This window comes from Candidatus Poriferisocius sp., from assembly GCF_965208355.1.
Taxonomy (GTDB): Bacteria; Actinomycetota; Acidimicrobiia; order Acidimicrobiales; family Bin134; genus Poriferisocius.
Window position 1 is genome coordinate 1 of record NZ_CBDBOM010000002.1, and the last position, 16935, is coordinate 16935.

The 16935-nt window shown below is 66.5% G+C and carries 12 protein-coding genes; 5 read left to right on the forward strand and 7 right to left on the reverse strand.

Going from position 1 to position 16935, the window contains the following annotated elements; all coding sequences use genetic code 11:
• Both ACOGXH_RS00110 and ACOGXH_RS00115 read right to left on the reverse strand, forming a co-directional pair.
• Positions 1-552 (reverse strand): YncE family protein (locus ACOGXH_RS00110; protein WP_419927086.1); only part of this gene is annotated, 552 nt, incomplete at its 3' end.
• Positions 553-929: 377 nt separating this feature from the next.
• Positions 930-1121 (reverse strand): hypothetical protein, encoded by a 192-nt coding sequence (locus ACOGXH_RS00115; RefSeq protein ID WP_419927087.1) that lies wholly within the window; start codon positions 1119-1121, stop codon positions 930-932.
• Between ACOGXH_RS00115 and ACOGXH_RS00120 the strand changes: the two genes are divergently transcribed.
• Together ACOGXH_RS00120 and ACOGXH_RS00125 are read left to right on the forward strand one after the other, a co-directional pair.
• On the forward strand, positions 1120-1653 hold the full coding sequence (locus ACOGXH_RS00120; protein WP_419927088.1) for a transposase: 534 nt from the start codon (positions 1120-1122) through the stop codon (positions 1651-1653). The genes ACOGXH_RS00115 and ACOGXH_RS00120 overlap by 2 nt on opposite strands.
• A 95-nt stretch (positions 1654-1748) precedes the next feature.
• Entirely contained in the window at positions 1749-2477 is a 729-nt protein-coding gene (locus tag ACOGXH_RS00125; protein WP_419927089.1) for a hypothetical protein, read from the forward strand.
• Between the two features lie 131 nt (positions 2478-2608).
• On the opposite strand, the gene ACOGXH_RS00130 is transcribed toward ACOGXH_RS00125, so the two are convergent.
• From ACOGXH_RS00130 to ACOGXH_RS00150, 5 genes are all read right to left on the reverse strand, one after another.
• Positions 2609-5767 (reverse strand): cadherin-like beta sandwich domain-containing protein, encoded by a 3159-nt coding sequence (locus ACOGXH_RS00130; RefSeq protein WP_419927090.1) that lies wholly within the window; start codon positions 5765-5767, stop codon positions 2609-2611.
• 356 nt (positions 5768-6123) lie between these two features.
• A complete protein-coding gene (locus ACOGXH_RS00135) occupies positions 6124-6969 on the reverse strand; it encodes an ATP-binding protein (protein WP_419927091.1) in 846 nt (281 codons plus the stop codon).
• Entirely contained in the window at positions 6914-11863 is a 4950-nt protein-coding gene (locus ACOGXH_RS00140) for a cadherin-like beta sandwich domain-containing protein (protein ID WP_419927092.1), read from the reverse strand. Before ACOGXH_RS00140 ends, ACOGXH_RS00135 begins: the two co-directional genes overlap by 56 nt.
• A gap of 309 nt (positions 11864-12172) precedes the next feature.
• On the reverse strand, positions 12173-13117 hold the full coding sequence (locus ACOGXH_RS00145; protein ID WP_419927093.1) for an ATP-grasp domain-containing protein: 945 nt from the start codon (positions 13115-13117) through the stop codon (positions 12173-12175).
• On the reverse strand, positions 13084-13401 hold the full coding sequence (locus tag ACOGXH_RS00150) for a hypothetical protein (RefSeq protein ID WP_419927094.1): 318 nt from the start codon (positions 13399-13401) through the stop codon (positions 13084-13086). The genes ACOGXH_RS00145 and ACOGXH_RS00150 overlap by 34 nt, the downstream gene beginning before the upstream one ends.
• Positions 13402-14241: 840 nt before the next feature.
• On the opposite strand from ACOGXH_RS00150, the gene ACOGXH_RS00155 reads away from it, so the two are divergent.
• From ACOGXH_RS00155 to ACOGXH_RS00165, 3 genes are all read left to right on the forward strand, one after another.
• Complete coding sequence (locus ACOGXH_RS00155) at positions 14242-14931, forward strand: hypothetical protein (RefSeq protein ID WP_419927095.1); 690 nt, start codon at positions 14242-14244, stop codon at positions 14929-14931.
• Positions 14928-15365 (forward strand): helix-turn-helix domain-containing protein, encoded by a 438-nt coding sequence (locus ACOGXH_RS00160; protein WP_419927096.1) that lies wholly within the window; start codon positions 14928-14930, stop codon positions 15363-15365. The genes ACOGXH_RS00155 and ACOGXH_RS00160 overlap by 4 nt, the downstream gene beginning before the upstream one ends.
• Before the next feature lie 469 nt (positions 15366-15834).
• Positions 15835-16389: a hypothetical protein gene (locus ACOGXH_RS00165; protein ID WP_419927097.1), complete on the forward strand. Its 555-nt coding sequence runs from the start codon at positions 15835-15837 to the stop codon at positions 16387-16389.
• Positions 16390-16935: the final 546 nt, after the last annotated feature.

Sequence of the window (16935 nt, forward strand, 5' to 3'; positions counted from 1 at the left end):
CGACCGGCCCTCCAGCGCGTCGCCGGTCGCCGCGTCGAACGCGGCCAGCCCGCCCCCTGAGGGGTCCACCACCCACAGCGTGTCCCCGTCGGACCACACATCGCGCGGCGAGAAACCCGGCACGACCGTGCGCCCCGCCAACAGCGCGCCCGACACCAGATCGAACGCGAACACCCTCTCGCTGGCCAGATCGCTCACCCACAACACCGACCCGTCCCCGCCGACGCCCATCGGCATCCAAAACCCCACCTCGGCCCCGTCGAGGTCGCGGCCCGCGCGGCGCTCCCCCGCCGCCAGGCCATAGGCCAGCACCGCACCCGCCACCGGATCGGCCACCCACAGCGTCGCACCGTCAGACCACAGCGAATACGGCAGCACATGACCCGCGCCCAGCGAAACATCGCCGCCCGCCACCCGGCCCCACGCCGCGCCGCCGTCGCCCGAGCCGCTCCCAGCCCCCGCCGGCGCCGCCACACCCACCACCAACACCAACACCAACACCGCCGACCACCACCGACGCACCACACCGCGCACCACACCCCGAACAAACACTACGAACCCCCCAGCCAAACCGGACTGACACCATCATGCCAGCCCACAACCACCACCCGCCAACAACACACCCCAACCGGCCCGCCCCACCCGCGACAAAACGCCCCGCAGACCACGCCCGACACACAAAATTCCCGAGTGTCATTGTTGTGGTTGCCGGGGCCCTCGGCCTGGGGGTTACGGTCCGGTCCTGCGCTCGGCGGTGACTCCACAAGGTTTTGGCTTTGTGCCTGTTGTCAGACGTGTCGCGTCGAGTGTGGGGCCGGCAGGTGCGCTCCTGTCTTGAAGGGAACCTGATTTTCTCGACTCGGTTGTGACGAAGCGCCCCTGCCGATCCCGGACCACCGGAGCATCAATTCCAGCAGGAGCACATCATGTCATTTCCAGTCGGGGGCATCGACCCCCATCAGGACACATTCACCGTCGGCATCGTCGACTGCCACGGCGTCGAGACCTGCTGTGAGACGTTCGCGAACACCGCGGCCGGCTACGGCGCGGCGATCGATTTGCTCAATGCCCACCGCACCGAGCGGGTCGGCGTGGAGGGATCGGCCAAGTGGGAAGCGCATGTTGCGATCGCTCTGGCCGCCGCCGGGCGCGACGCGGGCACTTCGCGGGCGTCGAGCCCGGCCGCGCAGCGCCGCACGACGGCAGATCCGCCGCCTCGAGCGCCTCATCGAAGAGCTGTTCGACCGCCACGGCACCACCCTGCGCGACGAGCCGGGCATCGGACCCATCGCAGCAGCCACCCTGGTGTGCGAGGTCGGCGACCCGCGCCGGTTCGACCGCGAGTCCAAGTTCGCCCGCTGGTGCGGCACCGGCGCCGTCGCGCTCTCCTCAGGCGAAGGCAACTCAGACCCCGTCAAACACCGGCTCGACTTCCGGGGCAACCGGCGCATCAACTCAGTGCTCCACATCGCGTCGGTAACCCAGCAGCGCCACCAGCCCCAAGCCGCCGCCTACCTCGCCCGCAAGGCCACAGAAAACAAAACCCGACGAGAAGCCCGACGAGCCCACAAACGACAACTCGCCAACCGAGTCATCCGCCGAATGTGGCGCGACCAAAACACCCGACAACCGCCACTCAAACTCGCCGCTTGACAAGGGAGCCTCTGACAAGCCCAGTCCAGAGCCTGCGCAAGACCCAAGATAGATCGTTTGAGCCGGTACGCGTGAACTAGTACGTTGGACACACGATGCCGTTGCCCGCCAAGAGGACGCTCTCCCGAGTATTTCTGCTTTTGGGAACGATCACGGCAGTGCTGGCTTTCTTGGCCGGTGTTGCTGGCTCCCCGGCCGCAGCTCAGTCGGAACAGCCGTACAGATCCATCACCGAGGGCGAGACAACCAGCTTCAGTCTGCCGACGCCGCCAAGACAAGAGTGCGAGAGCGGCTGGAGCAGAGAGGGCAACAGCTGCATCTTGGATGGAATCGGGGAACGCACTCGGGAGGGCGGCGACGTCATCCGCCACGGCCTCAGGATCAGCGTCGGGGATTGCGGCGGGCCGCTGACCTACAGTCTCAGCTATACCGACAGCCAAGACAGCCGGATTTCGCTGAATGGGCGTCAGATCACCGTCGACACGTCAGCCGGATTCGACCCCGGTACGCCCTATGGCCCCCAGACAATCAGCATTGAGTATTTTGTCGACGGCACTCGAGAAGTGACCTACGAATATGTATCGGGTTCCTCCTCCTCCAGCGGCGCGTACAGCTTTTCGTGCACCAGAGCTGGCTTCGTCAGCGTCCTGGTCGAACCGAGGCAGCGCCAAGGAGTCTCCCAGGCAATCGCTCGCTACTGGCCGAACGACGGCCCCGGGCGCGATACAACTCCGCCTCCAGCGGGATGCCAGATTGTCGTCACCTACCATGCCAACAGCTACTCGATGTCCGGGTGCATCAGCGCGACCGAGAAGGCCACCTAAGAGGCCAACACCGGCGTCGATATCGACAGCCTGCCGGCCTGTCCCTCCGACGAAAGTCGGCCCGCCGCGGGAACCCGCTGCGTGGCAACCAACTGAGTCGAGCACGCACAGGCTGCGAACGCGCAGCCTCGCTAGCTGCTGGGGCCTCCGATGAAGATCTGGGCCGCCTTCGACACCGGCCGCCCATCGGCGGTGCACACCGCATGCTCGCCGTCACAGCCAGAGCCCTCGAACACCGTCACCGACAGCCTCCGGTCATCGCCGACCCTCACCGTGATGTCCCACAGATCGCTGCGACCCTCGACACGCTTGGCCTTGACCACCCGATGCGGGGACTGCACGAACACCCCACCGCCGTCGCGCATCGTCACAAAGCTCACCGCCAACGGCTCGCTGAACCGAACCCGAACCACCAAATCGCTGCCCGCACCCGAATGCGCATCAGGCACCCCCTCAAAACTCGCCGTCAACGGCGGCCCCACCGACTCGGCCCGCTGCTCAGTCTCGGGCTCGTCGGCCCGCTGCTCAGACTCGTCAGACTGCTGCTCATCGGACCCCAGCTCGTCGGCCTGCTGCTGGGCGTACGGCGAAGACGACACCACCGCCGTGACCTCATCAGTCCACGGCGACGCCGACACCTTCCCCCCCAGGCTGAGGAACCGCGCCCGCACCCGCACCTTGTAGGTCGCGCCCTCCTCCAGGCCCTCCAGCGTCACCGAGGACGCATCCGGCGCAGGCCACACGTTGCCCCGATGCGCCTCATCAGCCTGCCAATACGACAGATACCCCAGATCCTCCCGAGCCCACATCACCCGATACTCGAACGGCACCAAACCCGGCGCCGACCACGACACGCCCAACTCCCCCGGCGCACCGCTCGACAACACCACCGAACCGATCTCATCAGGCGCCAACACCCGCTGCTCCAACACCCCCAACGGCCCCCCATCAGACTCCGACTCCCGCTGTCCCTCCACCTCGGACTGCTCCTCGGACTGGGGCATGTTGAACACGTGGACGCGACGTGCGGAACTGGTCGTGAGCAGATGGCTGGCATCGCACCACGCGCCCCGCGGCGAGGTCGCGAGGACTGGGGAGTCCTGCTCGGGGAGTCGTGAACCGTCATCGAGGCTGTATGCGTATGTCTTGGCATCGCTCGTGTCAGTCACCCACAAGACCTCACCATCGGAGCACAGGCCCCACGGCGACGAGTTGCCGGCCTCGTTCAGGCCGTCAAGGTCCTTCGAGGGATCGCGTTGGCCCGTACCGAGCGTGTACGCGAACACCTTGTGGGCATTGGTGATCCACATGGTGGTGCCATCGGACCACATGCCCCTGGCCTCATTGTTCTCGTACGCCAACTCGAAGTCCTGGTCGGCCCGGCGGGTGCCGTCTGCCAGCGAATAGGCGAACACGCTGTCGTCGACCCAGTCGGCAACCCACATGGTGTCGCCGTCTGACCAGATGCCCCGGGGATCCCAGTTCCCGGTGAAGTTCCAGTCTTCGTCGTACGTTCGCAGGTCGACGATGTCCCGCTCGGGCAGCCGGGCCCCGCTGTCGCGGTCGTACGCCAAGATGACGCTGCGACTCTGGTCGACGACCCACACGATCGTGCCGTCGGACCACACGCCGCCGGCATGGGACGATCCCCCAGTGGTGGCGCTGATGTCGTCGAGCATGATGTCGAGGTTCGCCGCCCAGCCGTAGTCGCCGGCTGCGGCTCGATCGACCCTCACGCGGTAGACATGGGTGCGCTGACCGTCGGAGGAGTCCACCGTGACGTCGAACGAGGTGGTGCCGACGTCGAGGTCGATCTGGTAGCCGTCGGCAGCTTCGGCGTCAGGCGTGCTGATGGTGACCGAAGCGCCGAGGTCGGCAGGCGTGGCGGTCACCGTGGTGCGCGACACGCTGTTGTCCACGGTGCCGGCATGGTAGTAGTCGATGCTGTCGAAGACGCCGAGGTCGACATCGGTCAGCTCGAGCGCTGACAGCGTTGCGTCGCTGGACACCGTGGCGTGCTCCGAACGGGACAGCCCAACGGTATACGCGGTGGAAGCGTCGCCGTCGACCACCGAGACGGTTGCCGCGGCTGCGTCGGTGCCGATTGCGATCTGGTGGCCGTCGACGGTGTCGTCGGCGTCGGCGGGGCTGATCGACACCTGGGCGCTGCGCGACGCCGCCGAGGCCCTGAGGGTGACCGACGTGGTGCTCATCGGCAGGTGCAGCGAGTAGTGCCGCCGGCCGGGCCGGAACGAGCCGAAGTCGAACCCTTCGATCTCCAGCGTCGACAGCATCGCTGTCGGCGGCATGTTGTAGGCGTACACCTTGTCGACCCGGAAGTCGGAAACCCACATGGTGTTCCCGTCCGACCACAATCCGGCGGGGAGATAGTTGCCGATACCGGCGAGCGTGGTGGCCAGCGTGTTGAAGTCCTTGGAGGGCAGTCGTTCGCCGGTGGACAGGTCGTAAGCGAAGATCTTGCTGGCATTCCAGTCTGAGACCCACATGGTGTCGCCGTCTGACCAGAAACCCCCCACCGCGGTATTGCCTGCCTCGACAAGGGTCGTGAGGCTCTTGTCAGGGAGATGCTCGCCGGTCACCGCATCGAAGGCGGCGATGCTGTCGAGCCCGCCGTTGTGCAACCAGAAGGTCTCGCCGTCGGTCCACGCCTCGCCCGGCGACGCCGGCGAGTCGAAGGTCAAGCCGGGCAGCGGCGCGGCGGTGGCCGTGTCGAACGCATGAATCTTCTGATTCGAGGGGTCCAGGACCCACAGCGTCGTCCCGCTCACCGTCACTCCATAGGAGGCGCCGACATGCGGATGGGCCTCGGGGCTGATGTCCAGAGCCGGCCGACGTTCGCCGCTCGCCAGGTCGTAGGCGACGACGGTGGCCGAGAGCGGGCCGGCGACCCACATGTGGACTCCGTCGGATGCCACCGAGTACGGGTCTTCGATCTCCCAGCCGAAGAAGTGCTCCTCGGTGGTGTCACGCTCGAACGGGGCATCCGACAGCCGGGTCACCGTCAATGTGTACGTGCTGGGCTCGGCGTCGTCTGAGGGCTGCACCGCGATCTCGACGACGTTCGTGCCGACGGCGAGGGCGACCTCGTGCGCGTCGGTGTCGGGATCGGCGTCAGCAGGGCTGATGGTCACCGTGTCCGAGGGATTTGACGCCTCGGCGGTGACGACCGCCTCAGCGACGGTGGGACCGACCAGCGTCGTGTAGTCAGAGTACTGAGGGCTGCTGACGTGGAAGCCGGTGACGGAAACGCCTCTGCGGACGTGGCTCATCGAAAGCTGCGAGAGGGTCGCGTCGCTGCTCTGTGCCCAGGCAGGCCCCATTGCTGTCGCCAGCAACGCTGACCCCACAAAGCATGCCGCCAGCGCGCACATCGCGCGACGCGGCCGCCGTGGCCCTCGTCCTGCAGCAGAACCGAACAGCTGCCGAACGAAACTGCCGAAACTCGCATTGCTGCGACTGATCATGTTGTTCCCCGATGCCTCAGAGCCGCGATGCGCGCTGCAACCGCTTGAGTCTGCGGCGCGCTCGTGATGGCGATTCCTTGTGCTGGCGCACTGATGTCAGTATATTCTCGTCGGCGACAGGCAGGCCTGTATCAAGACGGCATGGACGTGCACAGCGATACTCAAGCGGTGAGCAGTGCGGCAGGGATGACAGCGATGCCGTCGGGTCGCCAGTACGCCTCGGGCCCGGTGGTAATGACTGCGGCATCGGCGAGCGTGGGTCCGATGCGTTCTGCAAGCCATCGCAGGTGACGGGTGTCGCTGTGGGAGGCGGTCTGGGTGAGTTTCACCTCCAGTGCCACGACGCGACCGCCTGCTCCTTGGACGATCAGGTCGACTTCGTGCTCTCCGCCCTGAGTGCGCAGATGGAACACCTTGGCCTCGTTCGCTTGCGCGTACACGCGCACCGACAAGGTGACCAACGATTGGAACAACGCGTTGAGCAGACTGGCGTCGCGGGGAATGCGCCAGTCGCTGTCACGCCCCTCGAGCAGGGCGTCGGCATCGGTCTCGAGCAGGCGCGCTGCGAGCGACAGTGGCCGCATGCGCACCGTGACAATTCTGCCTGCACCTGAGTGCGTCGGCGCCTGTGCCGGCGCTGCGGAGCCGGTCAGCAAGAACCGAGGCGTACGGGGGTCAGCGTCCACCGCGCGGCGCACGACATCCCACGACTCCGGCAACCTCTGCCACTCGTCGATGAGCACCAGCGGATGGCCCTTGGCAAGACGCGAGGGATCGGCGCGAGCGATGTCGAATTCGGCGATGTCGTCCAAGCGATGCACAGTGGTCGCCCGGCGCAGCGCAGTCTCGGTCTTGCCGACCGCCCGCGGTCCCTCCAACGCGACAGCGGGCAACTCGGCGCACAGTAGCCTTGCCGGGTCACCGTCGCGGCGGTCGCCGTCGGGCGACTGGCTAGCTGCTGGGGCCTTCGATGAAGACTTGGGCCGCCTTCGACACCGGCCGCCCATCGGCGGTGCACACCGCATGCTCGCCGTCACAGCCAGAGCCCTTGAACACCGTCACCGACAGCCTCCGGTCGTCGCCGACCCTGATGGTGATGTCCCACAGATCGCTGCGGCCCTCCACCCGCTTGGCCTTGACCACCCGATGCGGGGACTGCACGAACACCCCACCGCCGTCGCGCATCGTCACATAGCTCACCGCCAACGGCTCGCTGAACCGAACCCGAACCACCAAATCGCTGCCCGCACCCGAATGCGCATCAGGCACCCCCTCAAAACTCGCCGTCAACGCCGGCCCCACAGACCCAGACTCCGGCACATCAGACTCCGACTCCGACCGCTGCTCATCAGACCGCTGCTCGGCGGCCGGCGAAGACGACACCACCGCCGTGACCTCATCGGTCCACGGCGACGCCGACACCCTCCCCCCCTCGGTGAGGAACCGCGCCCGCACCCGCACCTTGTAGGTCGCGCCCTCCTCCAAGCCCGACAGCGTCACCGAGGTGGCGTCGCCGCCAGGCCACGCGTTGCCCCGATGGGCCTCATCGGCCTGCCAATACGACAGATACTCCAGATCCTCCCGAGCCCACATCACCCGATACCCGAACGGCGCCAAACCCGGCGCCGACCACGACACGCTCAACTCCCCCGGCGCACCACTCGACAACACCACCCCGCCGACCTCATCAGCCGCCGACTCCTGAGACTCCTCGGACTGAGACTCCTCGGACTGAGACTCCTCGGACTGCTGTTCCTCTGACTGCTGCTGGGCCGGCTCCTTATGCTTCTCAATGGGGTCGTCCCCGGGCACGAATCGCACATCCGGAGGCGGCGACGCCGCGGCCCGCTCGACGGTGACGGTGTACACCGTGGTTGTGCCGTCGGGCGCCGTCACCGTCGCCGTGATGGTGTTGGCGCCCTCCGCGAGGCCGACCTGGTGGCCCTCGGTGCCGGTATCGGCGTCGGCGGGCGAGACGACGACCTCGGCCTCGTCGTCGAACACCTCATAGGTGAGCGTGGCCGAACTCACCGTGGCGGCCACCGTCGCCGAGTAGTCCCTCGTCCCCTTGTCAAAAGTGCCGAAGTCAACGCCGCTCAGCGCCAGCGACGTCAACAGCGTGCTCACCGGCGCATCCACGGTCACGATGCTGTCGCTGCGGCTGTCGGTCACCCACATGGTGTGACCGTCAGACCACACTCCCTGCGGTTGGGTCAGCTCGCCGTTCGTCCCCCGGACGTCGACATCGCGCTGCGGCTGGCGATCACCAGTAGCAAGCTCATAGGCGTACAGCTTCGAGTCGTAGAAGTCGGGCACCCACATCGTGACCGTGTCGGACCAGAGGTCGCCCGGAGTGTCGTTGCCGTAGTGGTCGGGAGTATCGCGGCCGAAGTTGGCGAGCCGGACGAGGTCTTTCGATCGGATCCAACGCCCGTCGTCGCGGTCCCATGGCCCAGGAGACATGTCGAAAGCAAACAGCCGGTCGAGGTACCTGTCGGTGACCCACATGGTGTCGCCGTCGGACCACAGGCCCCACCCCCACCGAGCCAATGCGATCGCGATGTCGCTATCGGGCAGACGCTCCCCGGTGGCCAGCGAGTATGCGCGAGCGGTCTTGTCTTTGTGGATGATGATCCAGATCGTCTCTCCGTCGGACCACAGCCCGGTCGGCCAGCGGCCACTCTCGAAGTGGTCGAAGTCGCGGTCGGGCAGACGCTCGAGGGTCTCCAAGTCGAAGGCGAGCAGCGTGTCCGACACTCCGTCGACCGCCCAGAGGACCTCGCCGTCGGACCACACACCGCGCAAGCTCACATCAGTGCCCCCGACCCGGACCGCGCCGCGGCGATAGATGTTCACGGAGTACACCGATTTCGTGGACAGATCAGAGGACACCACGGTGATCGTGATGCGGTTGCTGCCCTGTGCGAGGCTCACTTGGTAGCCGTCGGCGTCGGTGTCGGCGTCGGCGGGGCTGATGGTCACTGTCGCGTTGGCGTCGGTCGCAGCAGCGGTGATGGTGGTCTGAGTGACGTCGTTGTCGACTTGGGCGCTGCAGGGGCAATCACCGGGGGTGAACGTGGAGGCGCCGCTGAAGCTGAGCGTGCTGAGCGATGCGTCCGAGGAAAGGGTCGCGACGTTGATTTTGACCACGTTCACGGTGTAGGTCCTGACCTGGGCGCCGAGCGTGACGGTGACGGTGACGGTGTTGGAGCCCAGCGACAGGTTGACCTGGTGGCCGTCAGTGTTGCTGTCGGCGTCGGCGGGGCTGACGGTCACCGTCGCGCCGGATTCCGTGGCGGCTGCGGCGACGGTGGTGGCGCTCACGGTGTTGGCGGCTGCGGCATTGTAGCTGTCGACGCCGCTGCGCAGACCGCCGAAGCTGACGTCGGTGAACGAGAGGCTCGCCAGCCGCGCACGCGCTGCCATCGGGTAGGGGTAGACGATGAGGTCCTCGCTGTCGAGCACCCACATGGTGTCGCCGTCGGACCAGATTGCAGCTGGATCGTCGTTGCCGACTCTGCCCAGCGTGCCTATCTCCAGGCTGGTGTGCCGGTCGGCGTCGTCGATGTCGTAGGCGTAGACCCTGTCGTCTTCGTCGTCGAGGATCCACATAACGTCGCCGTCGGACCACACGTCGCGGGGGTTGCTGTTGCCATGGCGCCTTCCGACACCCCTGATCTTCGTGCTCTGATAGCTGCCGGTGGCGAGGTCGATGATCACCACGCGATTGAAATCGCTGTCGGCGATCCACATGGTGGTCCCGTCGGACCAGATGCCCTCAGGATGAGGATTGGCGATTTCCGCTATGTTGAGCGACGGCCGGTTTGGTCTGGTTCCGTTGCGGTCGTGTGCGGGTCGGCGGTGGCCGGTGGCGGGGTCGTAGGCGTAGAGCCCGCCGTAGAGGCCTTCGAGGGCGTAGAGGTGCTCGCCGTCGCTCCACAGGCCTCCTCCTTCGAATCTGCCGTCGCGCAGGTCGTCGCCGTGGATGTCGTGGGCGTGGGTGAGCGGGAAGTCGCGGTCGGTCTGGCGTGCGCCGGTTTGGAGGTCGTAGGCGTGGACCCAGTCGGGGCCGGCGACCCACAAGACGTCGCCGTCGGACCACATGGAGGCGACGGGCGTGGTGTCGGGGTCGAGGCGGATGACGCCGTCGGTGTAGGCGCGTCCCACGCTGATCGTGTACTGCGCGGTGGCGGACAGGTCGGAGGAGACCACCGTGACGGTGACGGCGGTGGTGGCGCCCGCGGCGAGGCTGACCTGGTGGCCGTCGGTCGCGGTGTCGGCGTCGTCGGGCGCGATGGTGACCGACGCGTGCGGGTCAGCGGGCGTCGCCGCGACGGTGACCGATCCGACCGAGCTGTCCACCGCCGCGGCATAGGAGCGGGTGTCGGCGCTGAAGGCGCCGATCCCGACTGCGTCGTCGGTGTCGGTCTCGGCCACGGTGAGCGCGCTCAGCGACGCGTCGCCGGTGACGGCGGGAGCGTCGACCTGGGTGACGCGCACCGTGTACACCGCCGACGCGGTCAGATCCGACGAGGCCACCGTGACGGTGACGGTGTTGGCGCCCGCGCCGAGCGCTACCTGATGGCCGTCGTCGGGATCGGAGTTCGCGTCCGCGGGCGCGATGGTGACCGACGCGTCCGCGTTCGTGGGAGTGGCGGTCACCGTGGCAGAAGTGACCGTGGACGGCACTACCGCCGCGTAGCGGCGGTCGTAGGGGTCGAACGCGCCGATGTCGACGCCGCTCAGGCTCAAGGCGCCCAGCGACGCGTCGTCGTCGACCGCGCCGAGCGAGGAGCGCTCCACGGCCACGTTGTAGGTCTCGACCAGCGTCCCGTTGGCGACCGTCACCGTGATCGCGTTCGCGCCCGGCGACAAGTCGACCTGGTGGCCCTCGGCGCCGCTGTCGGCGTCGGCGGGCGCGATGACAACCGACGCTCCCGAGCCCGCCGCCTCCGCGGCTACCGTCGTCTGCGTCGTCGCTGACGGCACCCGCACCGAATAGGAGAACCGGCCCGCGGAGAACACCCCGAAGTCCGCGCCGCTCAGCGACAGCGACCGCAGCAGCGCGCTGTCGGGCATCCGGTACGCGAACAGCCTCGACTCGCCGTCGTCGTTCGACTTGCCGCTGTCGGCCACCCACAGCACCGCCCCGTCCGACCACAGCGCCGCCGGACGGCCATTGCCCGCGGCGGCCAACGTGTCGAAATCCCCAGCAGGACGCCGCGCGCCCGTCGCCAGGTCGTACGCGTACACCTTGTCGTCGGCCATGTCGGCCACCCACAGCACCGACCCGTCCGACCACAACCCCGTAGGACGGTCGTTGCCCGCCGCATCCAGCGAGCCCACATCATCATCAGGCCGGCGCTCACCGGTCGCGAGATCGTACGCGTACACCTTGCCATCCCAGTAATCGGCCACCCACAGCACCGAGCCGTCCGACCACAGCCCCCGCGGCCAATCGTTGCCCGCCCCGCCCAGCGTCTCGATGCCCAGATGCGGCAGATGAGCACCGGTGGCCAGATCGTACGCATACACCTTGGAATCGGCGCCGTCGGCCACCCACAACACCGACCCGTCCGACCACATCCCCGTCGGAAACGTGTTGCCCGCCCCCCGCAGCGAATCCACATCATCGCCCGGCCGGCGCACGCCAGTCGCGGCATCGTACGCGAACACCTTGTCCTCCACCAGATCAGCCACCCACAACACCGACCCGTCCGACCACAACGCCCCCGGATACTCATTGCCCGCCCCAGCCAACGAGTCGAACTCCGCATCCACCAACCGGGAAAACGCCGCAAGCCCCTGCGCACCAGCACCACCAAACCCAACCGGCACCAACACCCCAGCCAACACCAACACCGCCGGCCACAACCGCCACCCACAACCGCGAGCAAACATTCCACAACTCCCCGCAAAGCTGAACCGGCACGACTATACCAACCCACAACCGCCATCAACAGCACACCCGAACCAGCCCACCACACCAAACCGCGGACCCTCAGACCACGCCCGACACACAAAATCCCCGACAGACCCGACCACGCCCGACACACAAAATCCCCGAGTGTCATTGTTGTGGTTGCCGGGGCCCTCGGCCTGGTGATTAAAGTTTGCCTATGCCCGCTGGCGGTGTTGCGGCGGGCTGTTGCCCGTGTCTGCTGCGGACGGGGGTGGGCCCCTGTGCGGTGGGTGCTTTCTGTTCGGGGGCTAGCGGTCGGCTCTGCTCTCGATGGCGTCCGCCAGCCTGTCCAGCGGACAGAACCCGAGTTCGTCGTCGAATCCTGTGATCAGGTTCGAGTACGGGTTGAAATCGATGAACACCGGGGCGCCGGTGTCGGCGTCAAGCAGATACTCGGCGCTGGCGAAATCGGCTTCGGCGAGCCCCGCGGCGCAGACCGCGCGCGCCGCCGCGCCGGCGTCTGCCTCCGCCAGCTCCAGGGCGGGCTCGCCGGCGGCGGCGAGCCCGTCGATCGCGCAGTAGTTGAAGACGCCGCCGACGAGGCGCTGGCGTGCGCAGTAGAGCACCTGCGAGTCGAGGATCTCGATCCGGTAGATATAGCCGTCGGCGCTGTCGACCGCCTTTTGGACCACAGCCGTGCCATCAGGGCCGAAGTCCAGCCGCCCCGCGTGGATGGCCTCGTGCAGCTGCCGACGGCTCTCGTAGCGCTGGACTCCGCGTCCGGACCCGCCGGCGTTGGGCTTGAGCACAACGGGAAATCCCAGCCCCCCGGCCGCGGCGGCGGCGCCTGCTCCGCACTGCACGGCTATAGTCTGTGGCGCTTCGGCCCCAGCGCGACAGAACAGCGCCGCCTGGGCCGCCTTGGACGCCCCGATCTGGTAGGCCAGCAGCCCGTTCACAACACAGCACTCGTGCAGCTCCAGCCAAGCGAGAATGTTCCGCGCCGACGACATCGCTGCGGCCGCCGATCCGGGCCGCGACGGCATCGTGTTGATGCGGTTCACCCACACGTCCACCGCCGGCGGGCGGCCCGACACCTCCCACCGGAAATCGCCGACGTCGATCTCGAGCACCTCGTGGCCCCGCTCCACAAGGCGGCTGCGCAGGCCTTGAGACCAGGTCGGATGCTCAAAGATCAACGCGATGACCACCGAAAAGATCATACGAAAACCGCCATCGAAAACAAAAGACACGCAGGCCAAGGCGAACAAGAGCCACCTTCGCCGACCGGATAGCTGACCTCGTAGCCGAGTTCTTCCAGCAGCAGCTGAACGACGTGGTGCTGGAAGCTGGTCTCTATCCAGTTGCCCCTCGCCATGGTCACCTTCACTCCTGTTTCCGGAAGCGCCGGTGCCTTCTGGGATTGCGTCGCGATTGCGATGTTGTTCTCAGGCTGTGCCGTTTCTAGGTCGTGTCCGCTGCCGCCGCTGCATGACAACGCCAACAGCACCGTTTCAGCGACCACTACGAGCTTCATTTTCACAATTGGTCCTTTCTGGAATATGGCGGGGCGAAAGACTCCTGACGTGTAACCGTTTGTGTGTCCACGGGCCAAAGGTGTGTTGGTCTTGTTCGGTCCATTGCGTGGCGCAGGCGACAAGTGTTCGCCCTTCAAGTGTCAGGTGGGGCCGGCTGCAATGCTGTAGATGTTGATCCGGTCTTTGCCGTCGTCGAGGACCTATAGGTTGGTGTCGTTGGAACAGATGCCATTGGGACCGCCGTTGTCGGGGGTCAGATCGATCGGATCGGCCGTGGCGCTGGCAAGGGCCGTGCAGGCGCTTATCCGCCATCTGGGACCGACACCGCGACGATGATCAGGTCGCCTGTTGCAATTGCATCCAGCGCCGTTGCTACGTCGTTGGGGACTTTGAAGTCTGGTGGGACACCGGCACAACCGAGGCCAATGCCAAATCCACCCCAAATTCCTCCGCGAACAACCAAAACCCACCCTCGGGCGTCGACAAGATGCAATACGCCTGGCACTACGTGAACCACTAGCCGCCCCCTGCATTCCCCCGTCCCCGCAGGGCGGGCCTCGGCTAAGGGAAGAATTGGCGATGGTGGCGGGTTGGAGCCCCGGCGTCCGATTCCCAAGAGCGGTAATGCACCGGCGGCGTCAGCGGCCGGTTGCACAAGATTCCCGACAGACCCGGTCCAGAGCAGCTAGCCGGCGGCGCGGGTGATTTCCAAAGTGTAGGTGCGAGCAGTCACCTCATCGTCGTCGGTCAGCTCTACGAGCACGCTGTAGGGATTTCTGCTCAGAAGGCGTGACAGCCTGACATTGGACGGTGTCAGACTTATCGGATATGATAAGGAAGTGGTTGAGTTGAGCGAGACGATGCGACGGGTGCTGGTCTCGGCGGCTCGCCTTCAGTCGGTCGTTCCGGACGCTGTTCTGGTTGGAGGGTCGGCCGCAGCGCTGCACGCGGGCCACCGCGACTCCTTTGACCACGACCATGTGCTCGCAGATCTGGTCGATCGCTACGAGGCGATCCTGAGCGCGGTGGAGGCGACTGAGGGATGGGCGACGTCAGTGCGGGCCTCAAAGCCGCCGTTCACCATCATGGGAAGCCTCGACGGGATTGAGGCAGGGCTTCGGCAGATGCGTCGGATCCGACCGCTTGAGACGATTGAGGTCGCGGTCGGCACCGGCTCCGTGGTCGTCGCACCCACCGAAGCGGAGGCCTTGCGGGTCAAGGCCTTTCTGGTTGTGCAGCGCAACGCGGTGCGCGACTTCATAGACGTTGTGGCCCTGGCCGCCCACATGGGCGACGATGCGGCAGTGGCGGTGCTGTTGGACATCGACGCCTACTACGCCGACCGGTCAAACGAGCCATCTTCAGTTTTGACCTCGCTGGTAATCGCTCTCGCCGATCCCTCGCCGCGCGACACTGATGTTGTCGGCGAGCTCCCGCGCTACAAGGGCCTTGATCGGCGATGGCACCACTGGTCCGATGTGGTGCGCGCCTGCCAGGACATTGCCCTGCGCTTGAGCGGCGCGACATGAGCGCGCTGTATTTCCGCAACGTTGACGCCAGCCCTCGCGACGCCGTTGACACCTGGCCCTTTGAGGCGCTGGCCACAGTATTGGACCGCGGCCTTGTCGACGACTGGCGCCCTGTTTTCGCCGAGATCAGGAGGTCTCCGTGGGGACCGACAGCCCGCCGGGTTGAGCGCTACCTCGAATTCCGCGACCCAGACGGTGTCAACACGCTGTTCACGCTGGCAATCGAAAGGGCCCGCCAAGACCACGAACGCGCCGACCGGGACACGGCGGCTGAGCGCGTAAGGGCCGCCGTCGAGCGGTCCGGGATGACCAAAGCCGAATTCGCGTCGCAGGTCGGCACGAGCGCTTCCCGTCTCAGCACCTATCTGAGCGGCAAAGTCACCCCCTCAGCAGCCATGCTCGTGCGAATCGAACGAACCTCCAATTCACCCTGACCAACCCAGCCAAGCCAAGAATCCGGAGACTTGTCTGTCTTCCGCGGGCGGCGGGCCCACCGGACATCGCCGCCAAGGCGGCCTCCCGGCCAATCCACTTCAAACCCTCGCCTGGCTCCGGATGTGGACCAAGGCCTGGCCGGGCGGGCAGCGACGCCTCCGATGACCCGGGACTCCGCGAAGTGGCGGCTGCGGGCAGCCGTGTCAGGGTCCGGCGGCGCCGCGGCTGTCGGTCGGTCGGAGCCGGTCTGGATGCCTGCGAGGGCGCGGTTCGCCCAGGTTGGGGCCTCGAGTTGCAGGCAGTCGCGCCGAACGGCCCGGACGATTTATCATGGCATGAGAATCCAAGCGCAAAACGATGAGGAAAAGCGAGAACTGCGCCACTTCGACGAGATCCGCCCTATGGCCGTCAACGGCTGATTTGCAGGCGGATACGAATGAGGCCCGGTCAACTGCGAGGAGTAGCAATATGAGCGGAGACGCCCACCAAGCCGTCGCCGTCGCGGCGACATCGTCCAGTCCCGGCGCCCTCTCCGCGTTGCGGGGCGTTTGGAGCAGCCCAATCGGGCGCCGCGTCCGGCGCGGGCGGGGGCTGCTGGCACTGGCGGCCCTGCTGGCACTGGCGGCCCTGCTGGCAACAGCCGCGGCATGCGGTTCCGGAACGAACGCGCCCGCGCCGCCAACAGCCGTCCCGCTGTCACAGGAAGACTCTGAGCGTCAGCTCTGCGTCTCAGAACACGCGCTCATCGTGTGGGCTGGCCAGCGGCTCGAGGAGTCCGCCTACTTGGCCATCGAGCAGTACAACACGGGCGACACCGCCGCCGCGCAGGCCGCATACGACCAGACAGCCCGGGTCGCGGACGGCCTTCCCGAACTCGCCTTCCGGTTCGGCGAGCGCTGCGGGGAATACGCGCCGGGACTGGTCTCTGGAGTGGACGAGGCAGCTCAGTTCGCCAGCGCCCAGTGGCGAAGGCTGCGCGAGGGATGCGAGCAGGGGCCCGCGCTGGAGGGATTCAACTGCTGAACGCCGTCGTCTAAGCCCACCCCTGCTACATCGAGGTCCTATTCATCGGCACGCCCGGCTCGGGGCGGGGTGCGTTCACGATGACCGCCGCCGACGTCGAATGGGCTGCACAGCCAAACCCCGCAATCCGACACGAATATAGAGATACAATATGATCTTCATAGCATTGTACAGCCACATTTGAACCAGATATGAATTTGTCATATATTTTATGGGCTTCTGTTGAGGCGAGGGGCCACGGTGGCGGAATGCCAGCAAGGGCTCTGGTACCGGTCATCCAACCCCAAAAGGCCCACCGTGAAAGAAGTGCGGGACAACCCCCCTGTTCCAACCAAATTGCGAGATCGCCCGGAATGATCGCAGCGAGCCGTGCTCTGACTGGTCTTTTGGGGGCCGCAACGGCACCGGGCCTGCGACCCACAACCGGCGACAGCAGGCCGCGAATTCCCGGGCTCCGAGCGCGGCGGGAGGGGAGCCGCGCTGCGCCCGCCAGCAGGCATATTAACCGTGGCGGCAACGGCCGCATGTGTGCTGCCCGCCATAGAC

Bases quoted from the DNA above. Each gene is read 5' to 3' on its own strand.
- ACOGXH_RS00120 (WP_419927088.1), top strand. From the start codon at position 1,120: ATGTTGCGATCGCTCTGGCCGCCGCCGGGCGCGACGCGGGCACTTCGC.
- ACOGXH_RS00115 (WP_419927087.1), bottom strand. From the start codon at position 1,121: ATGCGCTTCCCACTTGGCCGATCCCTCCACGCCGACCCGCTCGGTGCG.
- ACOGXH_RS00125 (WP_419927089.1), top strand. From the start codon at position 1,749: ATGCCGTTGCCCGCCAAGAGGACGCTCTCCCGAGTATTTCTGCTTTTG.
- ACOGXH_RS00130 (WP_419927090.1), bottom strand. From the start codon at position 5,767: ATGAGCCACGTCCGCAGAGGCGTTTCCGTCACCGGCTTCCACGTCAGC.
- ACOGXH_RS00135 (WP_419927091.1), bottom strand. From the start codon at position 6,969: ATGGGCGGCCGGTGTCGAAGGCGGCCCAAGTCTTCATCGAAGGCCCCA.
- ACOGXH_RS00140 (WP_419927092.1), bottom strand. From the start codon at position 11,863: ATGTTTGCTCGCGGTTGTGGGTGGCGGTTGTGGCCGGCGGTGTTGGTG.
- ACOGXH_RS00150 (WP_419927094.1), bottom strand. From the start codon at position 13,401: ATGAAGCTCGTAGTGGTCGCTGAAACGGTGCTGTTGGCGTTGTCATGC.
- ACOGXH_RS00160 (WP_419927096.1), top strand. From the start codon at position 14,928: ATGAGCGCGCTGTATTTCCGCAACGTTGACGCCAGCCCTCGCGACGCC.
- ACOGXH_RS00165 (WP_419927097.1), top strand. From the start codon at position 15,835: ATGAGCGGAGACGCCCACCAAGCCGTCGCCGTCGCGGCGACATCGTCC.